The sequence below is a fragment of the Glutamicibacter sp. genome, from assembly GCF_050701915.1.
In the GTDB taxonomy this organism is placed as follows: domain Bacteria; phylum Actinomycetota; class Actinomycetes; order Actinomycetales; family Micrococcaceae; genus Glutamicibacter.
In genome coordinates this window covers 1-17,413 of the sequence record NZ_JBOGEG010000032.1, presented here as the reverse complement: position 1 = coordinate 17,413, position 17,413 = coordinate 1, and the positions used below count along the sequence as shown (strand labels likewise).

General features: G+C 62.4%; 16 protein-coding genes. 4 read left to right on the top strand and 12 right to left on the bottom strand.

Going from position 1 to position 17,413, the window contains the following annotated elements:
* Positions 1-9: 9 nt before the first annotated feature.
* Positions 10-480, bottom strand: coding sequence for an NUDIX hydrolase (locus ACRDT3_RS15355; RefSeq protein WP_402470595.1), 471 nt, complete (start codon positions 478-480; stop codon positions 10-12).
* Positions 481-592: 112 nt separating this feature from the next.
* Here ACRDT3_RS15355 and ACRDT3_RS15350 point away from each other — a divergent pair, with 112 nt between their 5' ends.
* A complete protein-coding gene (locus ACRDT3_RS15350; RefSeq protein ID WP_431493804.1) occupies positions 593-1,099 on the top strand; it encodes an Lrp/AsnC family transcriptional regulator in 507 nt (168 codons plus the stop codon).
* Between the two features lie 71 nt (positions 1,100-1,170).
* Here ACRDT3_RS15350 and ACRDT3_RS15345 read toward each other — a convergent pair whose 3' ends face one another.
* Entirely contained in the window at positions 1,171-2,004 is an 834-nt protein-coding gene (locus tag ACRDT3_RS15345; RefSeq protein WP_431493803.1) for a hypothetical protein, read from the bottom strand.
* A gap of 180 nt (positions 2,005-2,184) precedes the next feature.
* Positions 2,185-2,805 (bottom strand): GNAT family N-acetyltransferase, encoded by a 621-nt coding sequence (locus ACRDT3_RS15340; RefSeq protein WP_431493802.1) that lies wholly within the window; start codon positions 2,803-2,805, stop codon positions 2,185-2,187.
* An 85-nt stretch (positions 2,806-2,890) separates the two neighbouring features.
* Here ACRDT3_RS15340 and ACRDT3_RS15335 point away from each other — a divergent pair, with 85 nt between their 5' ends.
* Together ACRDT3_RS15335 and ACRDT3_RS15330 are read left to right on the top strand one after the other, a co-directional pair.
* Positions 2,891-3,505, top strand: coding sequence for a 5-formyltetrahydrofolate cyclo-ligase (locus ACRDT3_RS15335; RefSeq protein ID WP_431493801.1), 615 nt, complete (start codon positions 2,891-2,893; stop codon positions 3,503-3,505).
* A gap of 130 nt (positions 3,506-3,635) precedes the next feature.
* Positions 3,636-4,277, top strand: coding sequence for an RcpC/CpaB family pilus assembly protein (locus tag ACRDT3_RS15330; RefSeq protein WP_431493800.1), 642 nt, complete (start codon positions 3,636-3,638; stop codon positions 4,275-4,277).
* A 4-nt stretch (positions 4,278-4,281) separates the two neighbouring features.
* Here the strand turns inward: ACRDT3_RS15330 and ACRDT3_RS15325 are convergent, their stop codons facing one another.
* The 7 genes from ACRDT3_RS15325 to ACRDT3_RS15295 form a co-directional block, all read right to left on the bottom strand.
* Positions 4,282-4,599 carry a hypothetical protein gene (locus ACRDT3_RS15325; protein ID WP_431493799.1) on the bottom strand — a complete coding sequence of 106 codons (318 nt, stop codon included), beginning with the start codon at positions 4,597-4,599 and terminating at the stop codon, positions 4,282-4,284.
* A complete protein-coding gene (locus tag ACRDT3_RS15320; protein WP_431493798.1) occupies positions 4,599-8,822 on the bottom strand; it encodes a DNA helicase in 4,224 nt (1,407 codons plus the stop codon). Before ACRDT3_RS15320 ends, ACRDT3_RS15325 begins: the two co-directional genes overlap by 1 nt.
* Before the next feature lie 185 nt (positions 8,823-9,007).
* Positions 9,008-10,594 carry a glutamine-hydrolyzing GMP synthase gene (guaA, locus tag ACRDT3_RS15315; protein WP_431493797.1) on the bottom strand — a complete coding sequence of 529 codons (1,587 nt, stop codon included), beginning with the start codon at positions 10,592-10,594 and terminating at the stop codon, positions 9,008-9,010.
* Positions 10,595-10,740: 146 nt separating this feature from the next.
* Complete coding sequence (locus tag ACRDT3_RS15310) at positions 10,741-11,205, bottom strand: DUF3817 domain-containing protein (RefSeq protein ID WP_431493796.1); 465 nt, start codon at positions 11,203-11,205, stop codon at positions 10,741-10,743.
* A 50-nt stretch (positions 11,206-11,255) separates the two neighbouring features.
* Positions 11,256-12,065 (bottom strand): SURF1 family protein, encoded by an 810-nt coding sequence (locus ACRDT3_RS15305; RefSeq protein ID WP_431493795.1) that lies wholly within the window; start codon positions 12,063-12,065, stop codon positions 11,256-11,258.
* A 175-nt stretch (positions 12,066-12,240) separates the two neighbouring features.
* The gene (locus tag ACRDT3_RS15300; protein ID WP_431493794.1) at positions 12,241-13,392 is read right to left on the bottom strand and encodes a GuaB3 family IMP dehydrogenase-related protein; all 1,152 of its coding nucleotides are present in this window, start codon (positions 13,390-13,392) and stop codon (positions 12,241-12,243) included.
* Positions 13,393-13,542: 150 nt separating this feature from the next.
* Complete coding sequence (locus ACRDT3_RS15295) at positions 13,543-14,859, bottom strand: DUF4872 domain-containing protein (protein WP_431493793.1); 1,317 nt, start codon at positions 14,857-14,859, stop codon at positions 13,543-13,545.
* A gap of 308 nt (positions 14,860-15,167) precedes the next feature.
* Between ACRDT3_RS15295 and ACRDT3_RS15290 the strand changes: the two genes are divergently transcribed.
* A complete protein-coding gene (locus ACRDT3_RS15290; RefSeq protein ID WP_431493792.1) occupies positions 15,168-15,455 on the top strand; it encodes a hypothetical protein in 288 nt (95 codons plus the stop codon).
* A 183-nt stretch (positions 15,456-15,638) separates the two neighbouring features.
* Here the strand turns inward: ACRDT3_RS15290 and ACRDT3_RS15285 are convergent, their stop codons facing one another.
* Together ACRDT3_RS15285 and ACRDT3_RS15280 are read right to left on the bottom strand one after the other, a co-directional pair.
* On the bottom strand, positions 15,639-15,821 hold the full coding sequence (locus tag ACRDT3_RS15285; protein WP_431493791.1) for a hypothetical protein: 183 nt from the start codon (positions 15,819-15,821) through the stop codon (positions 15,639-15,641).
* Positions 15,822-16,442: 621 nt separating this feature from the next.
* Positions 16,443-17,273 carry a class I SAM-dependent methyltransferase gene (locus ACRDT3_RS15280; RefSeq protein ID WP_431493790.1) on the bottom strand — a complete coding sequence of 277 codons (831 nt, stop codon included), beginning with the start codon at positions 17,271-17,273 and terminating at the stop codon, positions 16,443-16,445.
* Positions 17,274-17,413: the final 140 nt, after the last annotated feature.

Genomic DNA, 17,413 nt, shown 5'->3' with positions numbered 1-17,413 from the left:
GATCCGTCGCTACTTGCCTGGTGCGGTCAGTCGCAAAATGCTCTCAACGCGTTCAATGCAGTTCAACTTGGCAATCTCCTCGCGGGTGAACCAGGCGGCCTGGCTGGTAGAACCGTTGACTTCATGGCGCAGTTCTCCCCCGGTCAGCTTGGCGCGATAGGTGACAGCCACCGTCTGCATGGCATGCCCTTCGCCCGAGTAGCGCTTGGAGCCAGGAATGACTCCCGTGCTCACGTCCAGGAGCGCCAGCTCGCCAACCGCGTAGCCGGTCTCTTCATAGACTTCACGGCGGGCGCCTTCCTCGATAGGCTCTCCCAGGTCGATGCCGCCACCGGGAAGGGACCAGCGCGGGGTGAAGCGTGGATCGCGATGACGCATATCCCAGAGCGTAAGCAGTACCTTTCCTTCATGTTCCACCAAGCAATAGGCCGCCAGCCTGGTATCGAAGGATTCACCGGTGTGCTCAGAACGACGTGTCATATCCCCAATATATCCGTTTGTTCACCGATTATTTACTCGTACGCGGACGGCATACGCCGATTTTTCTGCCAAAGATCCCACTGATACCTCGCGAATATGATGAAATATTCTTATGGCCCAGCAATCAGAGCTTTCATCAAACGTCGATCTGGACGAAATCGATCGAATCATCATCGACGAATTGGTCGCGAATGCGCGTATCTCCAATGCGACCCTCGCACAGCGCGCGGGCATCGCTCCATCCACCGCCCTGCTGCGCACCCGTTCGCTGGTCGAGCGCGGCATCCTCACCGGCTACCACGCCGAGGTTTCACTGGGAGCTGTCGGCCGAACCGTGCAGGCACTGATCTCGGTCAAGCTGCGCGCCCACGACCGCGAGAAGATTGACGCTTTCGTGGAACGCATCCCGCAGCTGCCCGAGGTGCTGTCCATGTTCCATGTTTCCGGCGGCACCGATTACCTGCTGCATATCGCGGTCGGTTCCACCGATGCGCTGCGTGACTGGGTGCTGGACAACCTGGCTACCGACGAGTCGGTGGGGCATACCGAAACCACCCTGGTGTTCGCGCACCACCGGGGCAACCGCGGTCCGCTGCCATTCGATGACATGATCAGCTAGAAGCGCTTAAGCGACTTGTGGCCCGGACTTCTTCACGAGGTCCGGGCCACAAGTCTTTGTGCTTGGAATTCTTATGCGCGGCGGCGCTGCATGACCGCATCCAGGTTCAGGCGAGGCTTGGTGCCTGCGGCAGCCACTGGTGCCACTTCTGGAGCGGCAGTCACCGCTGCAACGGTTTCCTTGGCTGCTGGTGCGCTCTCGGTACGCTTGGCAACTACCGAAGCGACAGCTGCACGCTCTTCGGCCGAAACTTCGGTGGCCAGGCGCTTTGCATCTTCCGATGCCTTCAGGCTGATCTGCTTGCTAGGGCGCAGTGGCTCCTCCACCGGCAATGCAGGCTTGTGGGTACGCTTGGCACCCTGTTCAGCTGCCAACTCCGCGGTCTTGGCGATGCGCTCACTGGCTTCCACGTAGGTCGGCTTGGGCACGTGAGTTGGTTCCCAAGTGACTGGCTGCTTCACGCCGCCGTGGCCGTGCGCCACGCGCAGCGCTTCGGCTCGCAGCTCCTCAGCCGTGATGGCTGGAGCGCGGCGGGAAGAACCCGGACGAGCATCGAAGACCTCGTCATTCTCATGCTTGCGCGAGATGACCTGGTTAGCTGCATCGTCAAAGGCCGGGGTCTGCAGTGCCTTCTGCCGGGTGGCTTCGAGATGCTCAAGCAGCTTGCGGTTGCGGTCGCGAACAGCCAAGCCACGCAGAGTGGCGAAGGATGCGACAGCAATCAGTGCGAACAGGCCCACGGTGCCGAAAGTCAGGGCAGTGAAAGGAGCCAAGACGAGACCGAAGACGGTCGCGATGACAGCCAAGGCACCGACGAGCGCGACGGACAACCGGCCATAGCGCACACGAATCTTGAGTTTGGTCGCAGCACTTTCCTGCGAAGCGCTCTGTGACGTGCCAGCCATGTGGGTCCTCCATCACCGATTGAGTCGGTCAAATCCTTGTGGAACTAAATATGGTTCCTTCGAATCAACACTATGCAACCTTGGGTGCGCGCTCACGCACATCCCTTGGCGTGTCTGCAAGTTTTCAATGCAGTTCTCTCATATCAGAGCTTGATTGATCGAAATGTCCCGGAATTCGCGTCAGTATTCGTAGATGCGTTCGAGCAGCGTAGTTTCCGCCTCTTCGCGGGTCAACGCAAAGGTGCGGTGATCCCGCCACTGCCCATCGATGTGCAGATAGCCTTTGCGCAGCCCCTCATCACGGAAACCGAGCTTGTCCACTACGCGCAGGCTGGCTGCGTTCTCCGGACGGATATTGATTTCCAGCCGATGCAGCTGCAGCTGCTCAAAGCAATGGTCAATGACCAAGGCGCACGCTTCAGGCATCAGGCCAAAGCCGGCATGGTTGCGATCCAGCCAGTAGCCGATGGACGCTGTGCGCGCGGCACCATATTGCACCGACGACACGGAAACCTGCCCGATCAGCGGCGGGCGCCCTTTGTGCAGCTGGGGAAGAGCCAACGCCCAGGAGAATCCGCTGCCGTCAACGGCTGATTCGTCCTTGGCCCTGAGCATCTCGCGGAAGGTCATAGCTTCTGGCGGGCCCAAGGGACTGGTGGGATCCCATGGCTTGAGCCATTTGGAATTGGCGTAGCGCAGATTGATCCATTCGGCTTCGTCACGGGCGGTCAGCTGGCGCAACAACAGCCGTTCCGAGGCCAGATCCGGAACCAGGTGCTTTGCCCGACGAGAGAAGAACATGTGCACATCGTATTACTTCGTCATGCTCGCAGTAGGTAACAGCGCAGGCGGTCAGCGTTTCGTTTCTTGCACGTAAGCTGTAGGCATGAATCCCACTGCTGATCAGAATCCTGGCTCCGGCAAGAAGGCCGCGCGTGCCGCTGTCCGCACCTGGCGCAGGGCACTTGATCCGAGCAAGCGCGAGCAGCTCGGCCTCGAATTGGCGCATACGGTGATTGGCTACCTGAGCCAGAGCACCGGAGTCGTCCAGAAGGTCGCGGCCTACTGCTCGGGTCCGGATGAACCATCCACCGAGGCGCTCTTGGATGCCTTGGTCAAGGAAGGCATTGAAGTCTACCTACCGGTGTGCGAACCGGAGTATGCGCTGTCGTGGGTTGAGTACTCCCCCGGCATGGAATTCCAGCCGAGCACCTTGGCCCCGGTGATGGAGCCAGTGGGCGAACGGATGGGCACAGAGCTATTTGACGAGATCAATACGTTGATCATGCCTGCGCTGTCTATCGATTCAAACGGGCTGCGCTTGGGCCAGGGCGGTGGCTACTACGATCGCTTCCTGCCCTTGATCGAAGATGCCCCGGTACGTGTAGCGGCCGTAGTTTATGAGCATGAGTACGTTCCGGCCGGCGCCTTCCAGATCGATGAGCATGACCAGCCAGTGGACTTGGTGTTCACCCCGCAGCAGGTGCATCAAATCATCTGATTTACCCACAGCTCGCGGGCAGCGTGCGATGGGGCCCCGGACCTGAAGGTTGCATGGGATTATGAGCTTCCTCTTCAGACCCCAAGCTGCCTCCCGACCTCCGGTGATTCCCAAACCGAAGATCAGACCGGTGCGCAACCGCAATGAGCTGTTGCGCCGCTACCGGAAGCCCCTGGCCATCGCCTGCGCGCTGTTGGCCTTGGCGGGTGTGCTCAATGTGTTTTCCTCCGGGCAATTAGCCCAGCGCGAGGTCGTGGTGGCGCTCAGTGATATTCCTGCTGGGTCCCGAATATCCGCCAACCAGCTGACGGTTCAAACGGTGCGGCTTGACCCGCAAGATGTTGAAGTCTTTGAAAGCATTGATGCGATATCGGGGCAACGAGCTGCCGTGGCGCTAAATGCCGGAACGGTGTTGCGCGACTATTCCTTGGTGGGGCCGCAACTTTTGACCGGTTCCCCGGAAGGCACCGTGGCCGTTCCCTTGCGTTTGAGCGACCCGGCCACGGTGACGCTGCTTCATCCAGGGCAGCTGGTGGATATCGTATTGACCACCGGAGATGGCTTTGAAAAGGAAATCAGCTCACAGACCATTGCCAAGGCGGTGCCGGTGCTCTGGGTTCCGGATAATGCCACCGGTTCCGAATTTGGCATGCTCAGCAGCGCGGCCCCGACTGGTGAGGGAATTGTGGTCGTGGCGGCTGCCAGCAGCCTCTCGGATGATCTGGCCGGGGCTGTATCGCGTGGCAAGGTTTCAGCCATCTTGGTGAATTAGGAGTTCAGCCCCAGTGCGGCGGCTTCTCGCGCTTCATCATTTCAGCCAGGTCTTCCTTGGCGTCGCCCCAGTTTCTCGGGTCCTGGTCTTTGGCCAGCAATTCGGAAAGTGGATCGGCGGCCAGCTTTTTGGCGCGAGATGCCATCGCTTCAGCGGAAGTCTCGGCGGGCTGGGGGCCGGCCAGTGCCCGGTCCACGGATTCTGAATGCGGCACAGGCGCGTAGCTGCCGGTGAGTTCAACGCGAGCAGTCAGATGCTGCGGGGGTGCGACAACGCGCGGCCGCTTGCGGCGGCCGCGCGTTGGTTCTTGCTCAGAAGTCATTACTTCCTTGGCTCCGGATCATCTATCTTGCTGGTAGCCGGTACAGGGGCTGGAGTCAGCGGCTTATCCGCACTGTCCTTTGCAGGTGCTTCGGCTACTTCAGCCTTGGCACCGCTGTCAGCAGCTGGCACTTCCTGCTTGGTCTCGGCCTTGGGTTCCAGACGCGCCTTGGCAGACTTCAGCAGTTTCGACTTTTCCTTCGGCGCTTCCGCCTCGGTGGTGACTTCGCGGGCCGACACCGGTCGAGCGGCGGCCACACCGGCACGGGCTGAAGCCTGGGCTGGGGCCGCGGGCTTTTTCAGTCCCAGTGCATGGGCCAGGCGATCGGTGACCGCACCCGGATCGGTGAAGACGTCGATGGTCCACAGCGGAACATAGCGCCAGCCGTGCTTCTCGAAGAATTCCGGGCGCAGGCGGCTGCGTTCACGCACGGTCAGGCCGGCATAGTGCTCGGTTCCGTCGTAGACCACGGCCAATGGGCGGATGCCGCTGTGCGCAGAGTCGTAGGCGTGGGCCGACAGGTCCAGCACCCCGCGGTAGTCCTCGGAAACAATGGCACCGCTTTCGCGCAGGCGGCGGGCCAGATCCGAGACCAATGGATCGAAGCGCGGGTTGCGCATCGAGCTGACTCCGGAATCCCCGGCCTGCACGCGTCCGAACAGTTCGAAGAACTGGCGGGCACCACGGTAGACGCGGTTCAGGTCCACGTCTTCCGGCAACAGGCTGGAGACCAAGGTCATGCGGGTACGCGATCGGGTCATCGCGGCGACGAACAGCTGCTCGCCGCCCTCGCGGGACAGTGCACCGAATTCGTGCAGGGTCTTGCCGTGCGGAGTACGCCCGTAGCCCCAGGCGAAGATTACCGAGTCCCGGCGCAATCCGATCAGCCGGTCCATGGTGGTCACCACGAATGGCTCGCGCTTGGAACGCAGGTGCTCCATCGCGTACTTGTGGTTTGGCAGCTGGACACGGATCGCTTCGGCGATGGCCGAGGCATGGCTGCGGTTCGAGGCAATGACTGCCAGCGATTCGCCGCCGTGGTTCTTGAAGTGCGCGAAGACCAGGTCCACCACGCGCGCCACTTCTGCGGCGGTGGTCTGCACGCCGTCTTCGCTGCTGGACAGCGAGCCGGTGGCATCCGGCACGTATTCGCCGCGCAGCAGCGAAGAGTTGCCGGTGAGGTTCACCGCCATTGGCAGGCGCGAGAGTGCTGAATCGTAGTACGTGGTGGACAGCTGTTCCACCAGACCTTCGTCAATGCCGCGGTACACGGTGGACAGCGAACCGGTCACCAGGACCTTGTTCAAGGCTTCCAGCGCGGAACGGTCCACGCCCTGCTCGCGAACACGTGCGGTCGGGTCCACGGAGACCTCGAAGCGCTTTGGACCGCCGAGCATTTCATCACCGATGGCAATGACCTGGTCGGAGCGGCGGATCGCATCCAGGACTTCACGCAGGGTCAGGTAGTTGGCTTCCAGCAGGATGACAGCATCGAACTTCGTGTCCTCCGGCAGGGCGCTGCCCAGCAGCAGCGGAGCCGAGACGATGACCGGGGTCAGCGAATTGGCCAGCGGTGCGCCAAGATCCAGCAGCCCGGCAATGCTCGGGGTTCCGCCCTTGAGCATTTCGCGCAGCGCGCGGGAGCCGGCACGGTGGTCAGCCAGCGCGGCCTTCCAATTGCGAGTCAGCGCCCAGCGGATGCGCTTCGGACCGGCGGCGATGTGCGCGCCGTCAGCCAGGCGGTAATCAGCCTCGATCTTCTCCAGCTTGGAACCGTCGTTCATGGCCAGGAAGTCATCACCGGAGATCATGGCATCCAGCACGGACTGCCACCAGGCAAGCTCCAATTCGCTGTCTACCTGGTCAGCATCGATCTCGCGTTCGGCAAAGTCATCGAGCAAGTCGCCCAGCCCAGCTTCGGCGAGCTGCTCGGAGATCAACGTGCGCTCTGGCAGTTCGCCCAGGTCCTCGCGGCGTTCGACCAGCGCGGCAATCACCGAGAGCAGTTCCTTGATGGGCATTTCACGCAGGCGCGAGCCCAAGGAGGACGGCAGCACTTCAGCCAGCTTGTCGATGCGGGCTCCGGCGTCATGGTAGCCGGCTTCAACATCCAGCAGGCCGCCTGGGACCTGCGGGTTTCGCTGGCTGGTGGCGATGGCACGCCAAGCATCGCGCTGGACCGACACGGCCTGCAGAGCGGACTGCAGGTCAGCTACGTGCATGCCTGGACGGACGTATTCCTTGGCAATTTTGCGCAGGCGGGAACGGACAATTGAGCCCATCTCAACGCCGTGTTCACGGCGCCATGCGCTGGTTGCGGTAGCGGCGATCAAATCATCGATGTCGCCCTCGAAGATGTCGGCCTCGAATTTGTCCAGCGAGCCGCGGACGGCGACCAGCAACTGCAGCTGGTCTCCCCATTTGTCGTAGCTTTCTTCCAGGCGGATCTGCGAACGCTCGGCAATCTGCAACATGTGATCATGCAGGATTGGCAGGTCGCGGCCCAGGCCGCTTGCCAGATTCAAGGCCTTTTCGGTGGCTTCGGTGTTGCGCAGCGGCGCACCATGCCATGGGCTGGTGGTGTGCAGCTTGGAGAACGCACCAAGCTGGGCTGCGCGCTTGAGCTGTGCGGCAACATGTCCGCGCTGGCCCATGGAGTCCAGCACCGAACGCTTCAGGCGCACGGTAGTGGATGGCGCTGGTTCCAGTGCGGAGAGGCGTGCCAGCTCCTGCATTGCCTGGTATGGCGAGCAACCCCAACGGCTGCGTACCGAGTGCAGCGACTTCACGTGCTCGTGCAGTGCGTGGCGGGATTCGCGCAGGCGCTTGAACATGGAGCCCAGCTGCGGTTCTTCAGCGCGTTCGTTGCGCAGGATCGCCTTGGTCATCATGGCGCGCAGCGCTTCTGGATCCTCGTTTGGTTCCAGCAGCATGCTGCCTGCATCCAGGTGCTCGTTGAAGCGTGTCACGAATTCTTCGGCGGCGGAGCGCTGTTCCGCTACCACCAGGACGCGCTTGCCCTGGGCGGCCAGCAGCGCGGCTGCGTTCAGCGCGGTCTGCGTAGCACCGGTACCGGCGGCGGCATTGATGGCTACGGATTCACCGGCGGCGATGTAGTCAAGCATCTTGGACTGGGATTCATCCGCGTCCAGCAAGAACAGCTCATCTTCCGGATCGCGGTCATCAGAAGACTTGGCAATGGTGGTGGTGCCGGTGTGGACCTTGCGGGCAGAAGATTCTTCGGAAGCAAGGCTTTGCTTACGCGAGCGCGCGGTTTCCTTGAGGATGTTCTTCACGCGGCTCAGGCGGGAGCCGGTACCTTCATGGCCCTTGGCCTCTGCGGCCTGCGTTTCAGGCTGCTCTTCGTCCTGCTTCTTTTCAGCAGCAGAATCGTCCTTGGCTTCTTCCGGCTTTGAGCCGTCGGCCTTGGTGGCGCCCGGTTTGGAAGCTACCAGGTTGGCCAGTGCCTCGGAGGTCTTGCTGCTTTGGCTGTTGCCAGCCTGCTTTTCAGCGGAGTCGTGACGGATCAAGGCCTCGATGACCGGGTGGGAGCCATTGAGCTTGGCCGGGTCGGCTGGGTCCATCAGCTCGGAGAAGGTGGAGAGCAACAGGCGGTGGCCTACTACCACTCCGGGGACCTCGGCCATCTGGTGGCGCAGGGCGTCCATGCCTCGGGCCGGATCGAAGCGGGCGATGGAGTACGCCTCGGCGTCCACTGCCGCTAAGTCGACCTTGGCGTTGTGGTCAGCTTCGAACTGGCGCACGAAGGCTGGGGATACGGTGGCGCGGCCAACCAGCTGCAGATCATAGTCATCGGCATCCACATGCTTGGTCAGCGTGATGCGTCCGAGCATGATGGGAGCCGAGACGGGCTCGCTCTTGCCTTCATGGACGGCACGCCAATTGGCGACACCGGCGGCCAGGTAGCCGACGTCGATGCCGCGTTCTTCCCACAGTTCGCTGATCTTGGCCGACAGTGCACGGGCGGTGCGACGCGCGGTGGCGTACTGGTCCGCATCATGCAGCAGCGTGGACAGGCGGGTACGCCGTCCGGCAAGGAACTGGGCCAATCCCGATGGATTAGCATGGGTTATGTCGATGCTATTGGAGGTCGACGGAGCAAATCGCAGGGTCGTATCCGCCCCGGCACTCTGCCCCAGGGATTTTACCCAGGCAGCTACACGCTCGGCGGCAGCATTCTGTCCACTAGTCACGACAGTCATTCCCTTCACTGAACCGACCACATTCGGGCGCACCACAGGTGCAGATACGCCTCTTTCTAACGTAGTGCACGCACCGTGCAGAACCGGTGTGCGAAACACGTTTTAACTGCGAGAAGCGGAACCGGCGTACCGGATCCGCTTCCCATTCACTCGCCAGTGCGAAGTGAATTAGCAGTCTTGGGGTTTTACTCCCACTCGATGGTTCCAGGTGGCTTGGACGTAACGTCCAGCACCACGCGGTTCACCCCATCTACCTCGTTGGTGATGCGGTTGGAGATCTTCGAGAGCAGATCGTATGGCAGGTGCGACCAGTCGGCGGTCATGGCATCCTCGGAGGATACCGGACGCAGCACGATCGGGTGGCCGTAGGTGCGGTGATCGCCCTGCACGCCTACCGAGCGCACGTCAGCGAGCAGCACTACCGGCATCTGCCAAACCTCGTCATCCAGGCCTGCAGCGGTCAGCTCGGCGCGAGCAATCGCGTCAGCCTTGCGCAGGATGGACAGGCGCTCTTCGTTGACCGCACCGATGATGCGGATGCCCAGGCCTGGGCCAGGGAATGGCTGTCGGCCAACGATTTCCTCGGGCAAGCCGAGCTCGCGGCCTACAGCACGCACTTCATCCTTGAACAAGGTGCGCAGTGGCTCAACGAGTTCGAAGTCCAGGTCCTCTGGCAGGCCGCCCACGTTGTGGTGGCTCTTGATGTTGGAGGTGCCTTCGCCGCCGCCGGACTCGACGATGTCCGGGTACAGGGTGCCCTGGACCAGGAACTTCACTGGCTCGCCCTCGGAAGCGGCTTCGGCGATGATCGCTGCCTCTGCTGCTTCGAAGGCGCGAATGAATTCGCGGCCAATGATCTTGCGCTTGGTCTCCGGGTCGGTGACACCGTCCAGAGCAGTCAGGAAGCGTTCGCGCTCGTCGGCAATGTACAGCTTGGCGCCGGTGGAAGCTACGAAGTCCTTCTCAACCTGCTCGGCTTCGCCTTCGCGCAGCAAGCCGTGGTTGACGAACACGCAGGTGAGCTGGTCGCCGATGGCGCGCTGCACCAGGGCAGCTGCAACAGCGGAGTCCACACCGCCGGACAGGCCGCAGATGGCCTTGCCGGTGCCGACCTGGGCGCGGATGCGCTCGATCTGCTCGTCAGCGATGTTGTCAGCGGTCCAGTCGCCCTTCAGGCCAGCACCGTTGTACAGGAAGTTCTCCAGGACATCCTGGCCGAACTCGCAGTGCTTCACCTCTGGGTGCCACTGCACGCCGTACAGGCGCTTTGCTTCATTTGCGAAAGCGGCAACCGGAGCACCAGCAGTGGTGGCCAGCACTTCGAAGCCCTCTGGGGCCTTGGAGACAGAGTCGCCGTGGCTCATCCAGACGGTAGGGGCCTGTGCGGCGCCTGCCAGGATGGAGCGGGCTTCGCCCTCGAAGATGGTTGCGGTACGGCCGTACTCGCGCAGGCCGGTTTCCGACACGGTACCGCCCAGGGCGTTAGCCATGGCCTGGAAGCCGTAGCAGATGCCCAAGACCGGCACGCCGGCTTCAAACAGGTCAGCCCCGACGGAAGGGGCGCCATCGGCGTAAACGCTGGAAGGACCACCGGAAAGGATGATCGCTGCAGGGTTCTTGGCCAAGATGGCTTCGGTGGACAGGGTGTGCGGAACGATCTCCGAGTACACACGGGCCTCACGTACGCGGCGAGCGATGAGCTGCGCGTATTGGGCCCCGTAGTCGACGACCAGAACCGGCTTATGTTCTGGATTGAGGGGAGCAGTAGTCACCGTTACAGTCTACGCGGTTCACTGCGCGCGAAACAGCCAAGGTGATGTCATCAGCGTCACCTAGTGGATTATTGGCAAAAGCAAAGGGCAGATCAGTTCATTCTTGATGAACAGATCTGCCCTCTGCAAAGTAATGCAGCTGCGTGTCAGTAGCGCTTGGCTGCCTTCGGATGAGCCGCCAGCTCGCGGTCTACTTCCGCGTGCACCTTGGCTTCGGTCCAGAAGGAAAGGAATGGGACAACGCCACCGAGCGCGATGGTAATGAAGCGCATGAAAGGCCAGCGCATCAAGGTCCAGAGGCGGAAGTCGGCAAACAGGTACACCACATACAGCCAGCCGTGGGCGATCAGGATACCCAGCGAGAGATTCAGTCCCCCGGCTACCTCGGCCCGGTTGTACATGCCGATGGCGTTGGCGGTGCCATCCACCAAGGAGCCACCCACGAACAGTTCCAGGGACCAGAAGTACTTGAAGATCATTTCCAGCACGAGCAGCAACAGCATCACGCCGGTGATGTAGGCGAAGACCTTGTAGAAGGATGCGGCTGCACGGATCTGCTTAGGGGTGCCGCCGAATTTCCGGGGCTTCGGTGCCGGGGTGGTGCTGGACATCGTTAGTGATTCCTTCCGAGTTCGGTAAGAAGTGCGGTGTGCGTGAAATGCTATTCGTTGTTGTTTTCAGCCTGGGTGACATTGCCACCCTTGAGATGCGTTTCGGCAGCTCGCTCGGCAATCTCTTCGAGATCCCGCTGGTAATCATCGCGCACCATGCGGTACCAGAGGAAGATGGCGAAGCCTGCGAAGAGGACCCATTCCAGGCCGTAGAAGACGTTCAGCCAGTTGATCTGCGCTTCCTGCGGCTGCGGACCGACATTTACGGTGTCAAGGCCCGGCTGCGCTACGGCCTCGCCCTTGGCGGTGGTGATTTCGTGGGCCGTGACAAATCCTTCAAAGAGGACCGAATCCCAGATGTTCGCCAGCTGTGCTGAGGCAACAGTTGGCAGGGTTGCGCTGCGCAGGTCCTCGCGGAATTCCGGGCCTTCGCTTGGCAGCAAGCGTCCGGTAATTTCCAGTTCGCCTTCCGGTGCCGGTTCCGGCTTGGTCGCTTCGGACTGCCAGCCGCGCACGACGGCAATGCCGGCGTGCTGGGCCGCGCCCTCGACCTTGAACTCGGTCAGGACCCAGACACCACGCTGATCACCATTCAGGCGCGGCGCAATCAGTTGATCTGTGCCGGGGACGAATTCGCCTTCCATGGTGATGATCTGGTCTGCCTTGGTGCCAAGCAGTTCCTTGCCGACTTCCTGATGCTCAATGAGCGCAACCGGCTTCTCGGTCTGATCGATCTTGACCGGCGGCTCGGATTCGGAGGCGCCAAACTGCCAACCGGATAACAGAACGAATCCGGTGGCGATAGCTAGCGCAGCAAAGAGGGCGCCGATCCATTTGAGCTTCAGGGCGGTTTTAAACACACTCTAACGGTACTTCTATTTAGCGTAGAACTCGAAATGCGAGGGGCGTGAGATTAGCCCTGTCGCCCTATTTTCCGCCTATGGAACCAACTTGCTTGCTCATTCGTTGAGACCGAGCGGTTAAATGGCTCTGGCCCCGCCCTTCAGCAGAAGAGCGGGGCCAGATCAAGATCCTCTAGAAGCGATCGGATTCGTAGGGGGAAAGCACAACGTCTACGCGCTGGAATTCCTTCAGGGTCGAGTAGCCGGTGGTGGCCATCGAGCGGCGCAGTGCGCCAACCAGGTTCGAGGTGCCGTTGGTCTCGTGCGATGGGCCGTGCAGGACCTTCTCCAGCGAACCAACGGTGCCGACCTTGGCACGATCGCCACGTGGGCTGGCCTCGTGTACAGCTTCCATGCCCCAGTGGTAGCCAGCACCTGGTGCTTCATCGGCACGTGCCAGTGCCGTACCGAGCATCACTGCGTCGGCGCCCATGGCGATGGCCTTGACGATGTCACCGGAGTTCCCCATGCCGCCGTCGGCGATGACATGGACGTAGCGTCCGCCGGACTCTTCGATGTAGTCGCGGCGTGCAGCTGCAACGTCGGCGATGGCGGTAGCCATCGGTGCGTGGATGCCCAGGGTGCGGCGGGTTGTGGAGGACGCTCCGCCACCGAAGCCAACCAGCACGCCAGCTGCGCCGGTGCGCATCAGGTGCATGGCCGGGGTGTAGCCGGCTGCGCCGCCAACGATCACTGGGACATCGAGTTCATAGATGAACTGCTTGAGGTTCAGTGGTTCGGTGGTCTTCGAGACGTGCTCTGCCGAAACGGTGGTGCCGCGGATGACAAAGATGTCGACGCCAGCAGCAACTACGGTCTTGTAATGCTCCTGGGTGCGCTGCGGGGTCAGCGAGCCGGCAACGACAACGCCGGAGTCGCGGATCTCGGAGATGCGCGAGGTGATCAGCTCTGGCTGGATTGGAGCCGCGTACAGCTCCTGCAGCTTCGCGGTGATCTTGGAATCATTGCGGGTTGCCGCCTCGGACTTCAGGCCGGCGATTTCAGCCAGTACTGTTTCCGGGTTCTCGTAGCGGGTCCACAGGCCTTCGAGGTTCAGTACGCCCAGGCCGCCGAGCTTGCCCAGTGCGATTGCGGTAGCCGGGGAGGTCACCGAATCCATTGGCGCGCCCAGGATAGGGGTGTCGAACTGGAAGGCGTCGATCTGCCAGGACACCGATACGTCCTTCGGATCACGGGTACGGCGATTCGGTACGATCGCTACGTCGTCCAGGGAATATGCCTTAGTTGCCCGCTTGCCGCGGCCGATCTCAATCTCGTTACTCACCTAACTAGGTTATCAAGATTCCGGGATAATCCCGCTTTTGATAGTGCACTGGCTTTGACGCAAGGGGCCGCAGTTGGCACGCCGGGACAACAATGCCCTGCCATCCGGTGAGTAAGATCACCGGATGGCAGGGCTTATATTGAGCCAGGTTTACTTGGCTGCTTTGGATGCCAGCTTCTTGGCGGTCGCGGCCAAGGCGGTGGCGGCTTGCTCTTCAGCCTCGGCAATGCGCTCAATCGCGTCAGCCAATACGGCGAAGTGCTCAGCGCGCTTGGCGAACTCGGTCTCTGGATCAATCAGGTCCGCGAACTCATCCCACTGGACGGAGAGCTGCTGGTAAGCATCTACGTGGGCTGCCAGCACTGTCAGTCCTGGTAGTTCCGCAGCTTCTGAAAGGAAGTCCGAGTACAGGCCGCGCAATGCGCCTTCGCCGCTGAAACGCGTGTCGGAGAAGAAACCTGCGAGCTGGTTCAAGCCGTTGGCCAGCGCTTGCTGGCTTGCGAAGATCTGGGACCAACCGGTCTTGGACTCGGTATCGCGCAGTCGCGTGGCCAAGGTGCGCATGCCGGTAATGCCGAAGTTCTTGGCAAAGTGCACTGGAACCCCGGAAAGTTCGCTGGTGCCCAGCAGTCGTGCGGTGGTTTCCTCAATAGCCTCGACAGCATTGGCTGCCAGGGTCTCGGCCTTCGGCGAGCGCGAAGACGGGATCCAAGCCTGCCAGTGCTTTTCCTTCTTGCGCATCGCGCGGGCGATGGCCAGTTCCTTGGGGCTGATCAGGTTCAGGGCACCTGAACCGTCATCTACCATCAGGTCCTTCTTGTGCTCGCCAACCACGACGAGGTCCAGGGTCTCTGCTTCATCAACCGTGTTGCCATCAATCCATGGCAGCGCGCTGATTGCCACGCGGACCACCACGGTGCGGCCTGCGTCCAGGGCAGCGTCCATGTTTTCGACTGCGCGTTCGGCTGAGCCGGTGGTACGTTCGGTCACCGTAGCACCGCAACGGGCCAGCAGGTTCTGGGTATAGGGCTCCGGGTTATGGCGGGTCACCAAGGTTACTGCAGTCTCTTCGCCGCCTTCGTGGGTGAAAGCCATGAAGCCTATACCGCCGGCAAGGCCAGCCAGCAATGCCTGGCTCAGCGGTTCGCCGGTGTGCTTGTTGGTGACGCCAGCTTGGACCAATACGCGGTGCCAGAGCGCAGCATCGTACTGGATGACATCTCTTGGTGCAGGGTATTCAGGCAGCTCGTCAGCTGGCGAAGCAGCCGGAGCGTTCTTGCCCTTCTGTTCCTGCGCTTTGGCCTTTTCGCGCGCTTCCTTGGCGTAGTCGCGTGCGGCGGCAGCGCGGGCGACCCGGGGGCTTTCGGGCTTGCCGGCCAAGATGTTCTTGCGCGCGGTCGTGTAGCTCTCCCCCGTGCGTTCCATACGCTGGCGGGTTTGCTTCTTCAGGTTGGCTGGCTGGCCCAAATTGATGTCCTTCGTTGACGGTCACTCACTTGCGGGTGGTTCCCGCGCACCGAGAGGTATTGCCGAGCTTTCATTCTACGTGGGTTCGGCTCCCGCTTTCATCCACTGGTCGCACAGGCCTTGGCGTTCCACCTCGGCTCCCGCGGTGGCGTGCGCCGCGCGCTGGGCAGAGTGCTCCCGCGAACCGATAGCTAATCTCGATATGTATTGGGCGGCGGCTTCTGCTCCGGATCAGCAGGCTTCGGCAGAATCACAGGCGGCAACCCGGTCAACAGCACCACCTGGATCCGCGTCGCATTGGCATCCATATGCGCACCACGGCAGGAGGCTCCCGGATCACCCAGCTTCTTTCCCCGCCCTTACCGATATGGCGGAACTCCAGCCACTCCGGCGGCTCGGTGCACACCGTGCACGGTGTACTCATCCCTGGCAGCCTAATCCTGCAGGCTCTCGCACCTCAGATGCACGAGCACATCCAGCCGGATCCGCCCGTCACCACCAGCGGTGGTGGTGAGGATGTCCTCCAGCGCGTTCAGCGCCGTTCGGGCAAGGTCGCAATGGTTTCGGTCGCGTCGGGGCCCCAGCGCGCTTCGTAGCCAACTCCTTCGGGGAGAAAGCCCGGGAGGCTAGAACCAGAGGTGCCTGATTCGACGCTGGCGTCGGCTTCCGCAACGGACGGTTAGAGAACGCCCGGATCCATGGTCTCGACCAAGGTCTCCAGCCTCGTAGGTGCCGTTCCGTTCATTGCCTGCCCCGCCCGGGTGCGCGGGTTAATTGGTCTACGCGATCAACGAATCGAGCACCTCGCACTCCACCGTGCCCACCCGCATGAGAAACACCCGGCTGAGCGCATTGCGCATCGGCAACGCGAACACCCCACGCCGTGGCGAGGCTTTGGTCGCGGTGCCCGCAGTGGTGGCGCTGTTGAACAGCTCCGCCACATGCGTCTCGGCTTCCTTCATGCTCTGAGCCCGCGCAGCGCCTCGGCGGCGTGTTCCTCCACTGCCCTCCATCGGTGTACCGGAGTGCCGTTTCGATGCGGATGCCTTCGAAAGCCAGTTCCCTCGGTTCGCGTTTGGCCAGGTTGCGGTTGGTCTCCTGCACGAGGGCCGGATGCAGCACCGGGGCGGTGAACTGCTCCCAAGATGGGTGAAGCGCGGCAGGAAGAGGGTTCCTGCCGGGACCCGGCGGCTGGTGAGGTCGCTGGCGTCCCGGACGAGACCGGCAGCTTCGGCATAGGGCAGGTGCAGCCAGGACGCCAAGAGTGCGGCGGGGTCCAGGAAGCTGGGTCGCCCTGCTCAGCGCTGCGCGTCCCGGCTGGTGTCGGCTCCGAAAGTGCGCTGCGCCTCGAGTTCCTCGACGTGGAGGGTGAGGGCGTTGATGGCCGCGATGCGGTCCACGGCGGTCGCGCGCATGCGGGCGGATTCATCGACCTGGGCCTGTCTGGCGGAAGCCAGTTCCTGGGCCAGACGCGGGGAAGCCCTTGCGGCTGGGTCGGTGGGCTCGGTGAGCTCCCGGATACGACGGGTCGGGCGTGCAGAGTGCGGACTGTGGATGAGCCCCCACGCAGGGAATAGCGGGCGCTATGCGGTACGGTCCGCCGGCTTGCCTGCGAGCATCAGCAGCGGGACCAGCTGCCGGGAGGATATCGCCGCGCTCAGGTTCGCCACGGCCACCGGGCCGTCCTCGCGCAGGACCAGCGGGGTGGCCAGCGGGTCGGTTCCCGCCGACAGCGAGTCGCGCATCTGCTCCAGGACCTCGAGCACCTCCACGGTGCGCTCGACCTGCCCGGTAACCGCAAACCCTGCGTCCTTCAGCGCGCCGGCGTATGCTGCGGCGGATTCCACAAAGGAGGCCTCGGCCCGCTCGGCCCACGGCATCGGGAAGGACAGTTCGTTGGAACCCATCAGGTCGTAGATGCCGAAGACCGCCCCGGGGCGCAGCAGCCGCCAGACCTCCGCGAAGACCGAAGGCTTGTCAGCCAGGTTCATGCCCACGTGAATCAGCACGGCCGCGTCGAAGCTGGCATCGGCCAACCCGGTGTCGTGTCCCGGGCGCTTCAGCATGGTGATGGATCGATCCAGCGCGCAGTTCGCGTCCAGCTCGCGGGCCAGGTCCACGAATTCGGCGGTGATATCCACCCCGGTGACCAGGGCGCCACGCAGGGCGAAGCAGCGCGCCGGCCCGCCCAGGCCGGCGCCCACGTCGAGCACCCGGGTTCCCGCGCCGAGCCCGAGGGAGTTCGCCACGAAGCTGGTCGCTTGCAGGCCCCCGGTGTGGAAATGGTCCGCCTCGCGCAGGTCCGTTGCCTTGAAGTCTTGCGGATCCACTCCCGCGAGGCGCAGCGCGGCGAAGACCCGATCACGCAAGGTGCCGCTGGTGTACCGGTCGGAGGATGGCTCGATGCTGTTCATCACTTGCTCCTAGGCAGCTGCGAGAGACGTGCAAGTCCCCGAGCTTCGCGGGGTGCGCCTATCGTGTGCCTTCCAGTTTAAACCCTGCGGCGCCCCGGGAACATGGCAAAGCGCCTCGGTTCATCCCCATGGGGATGAAC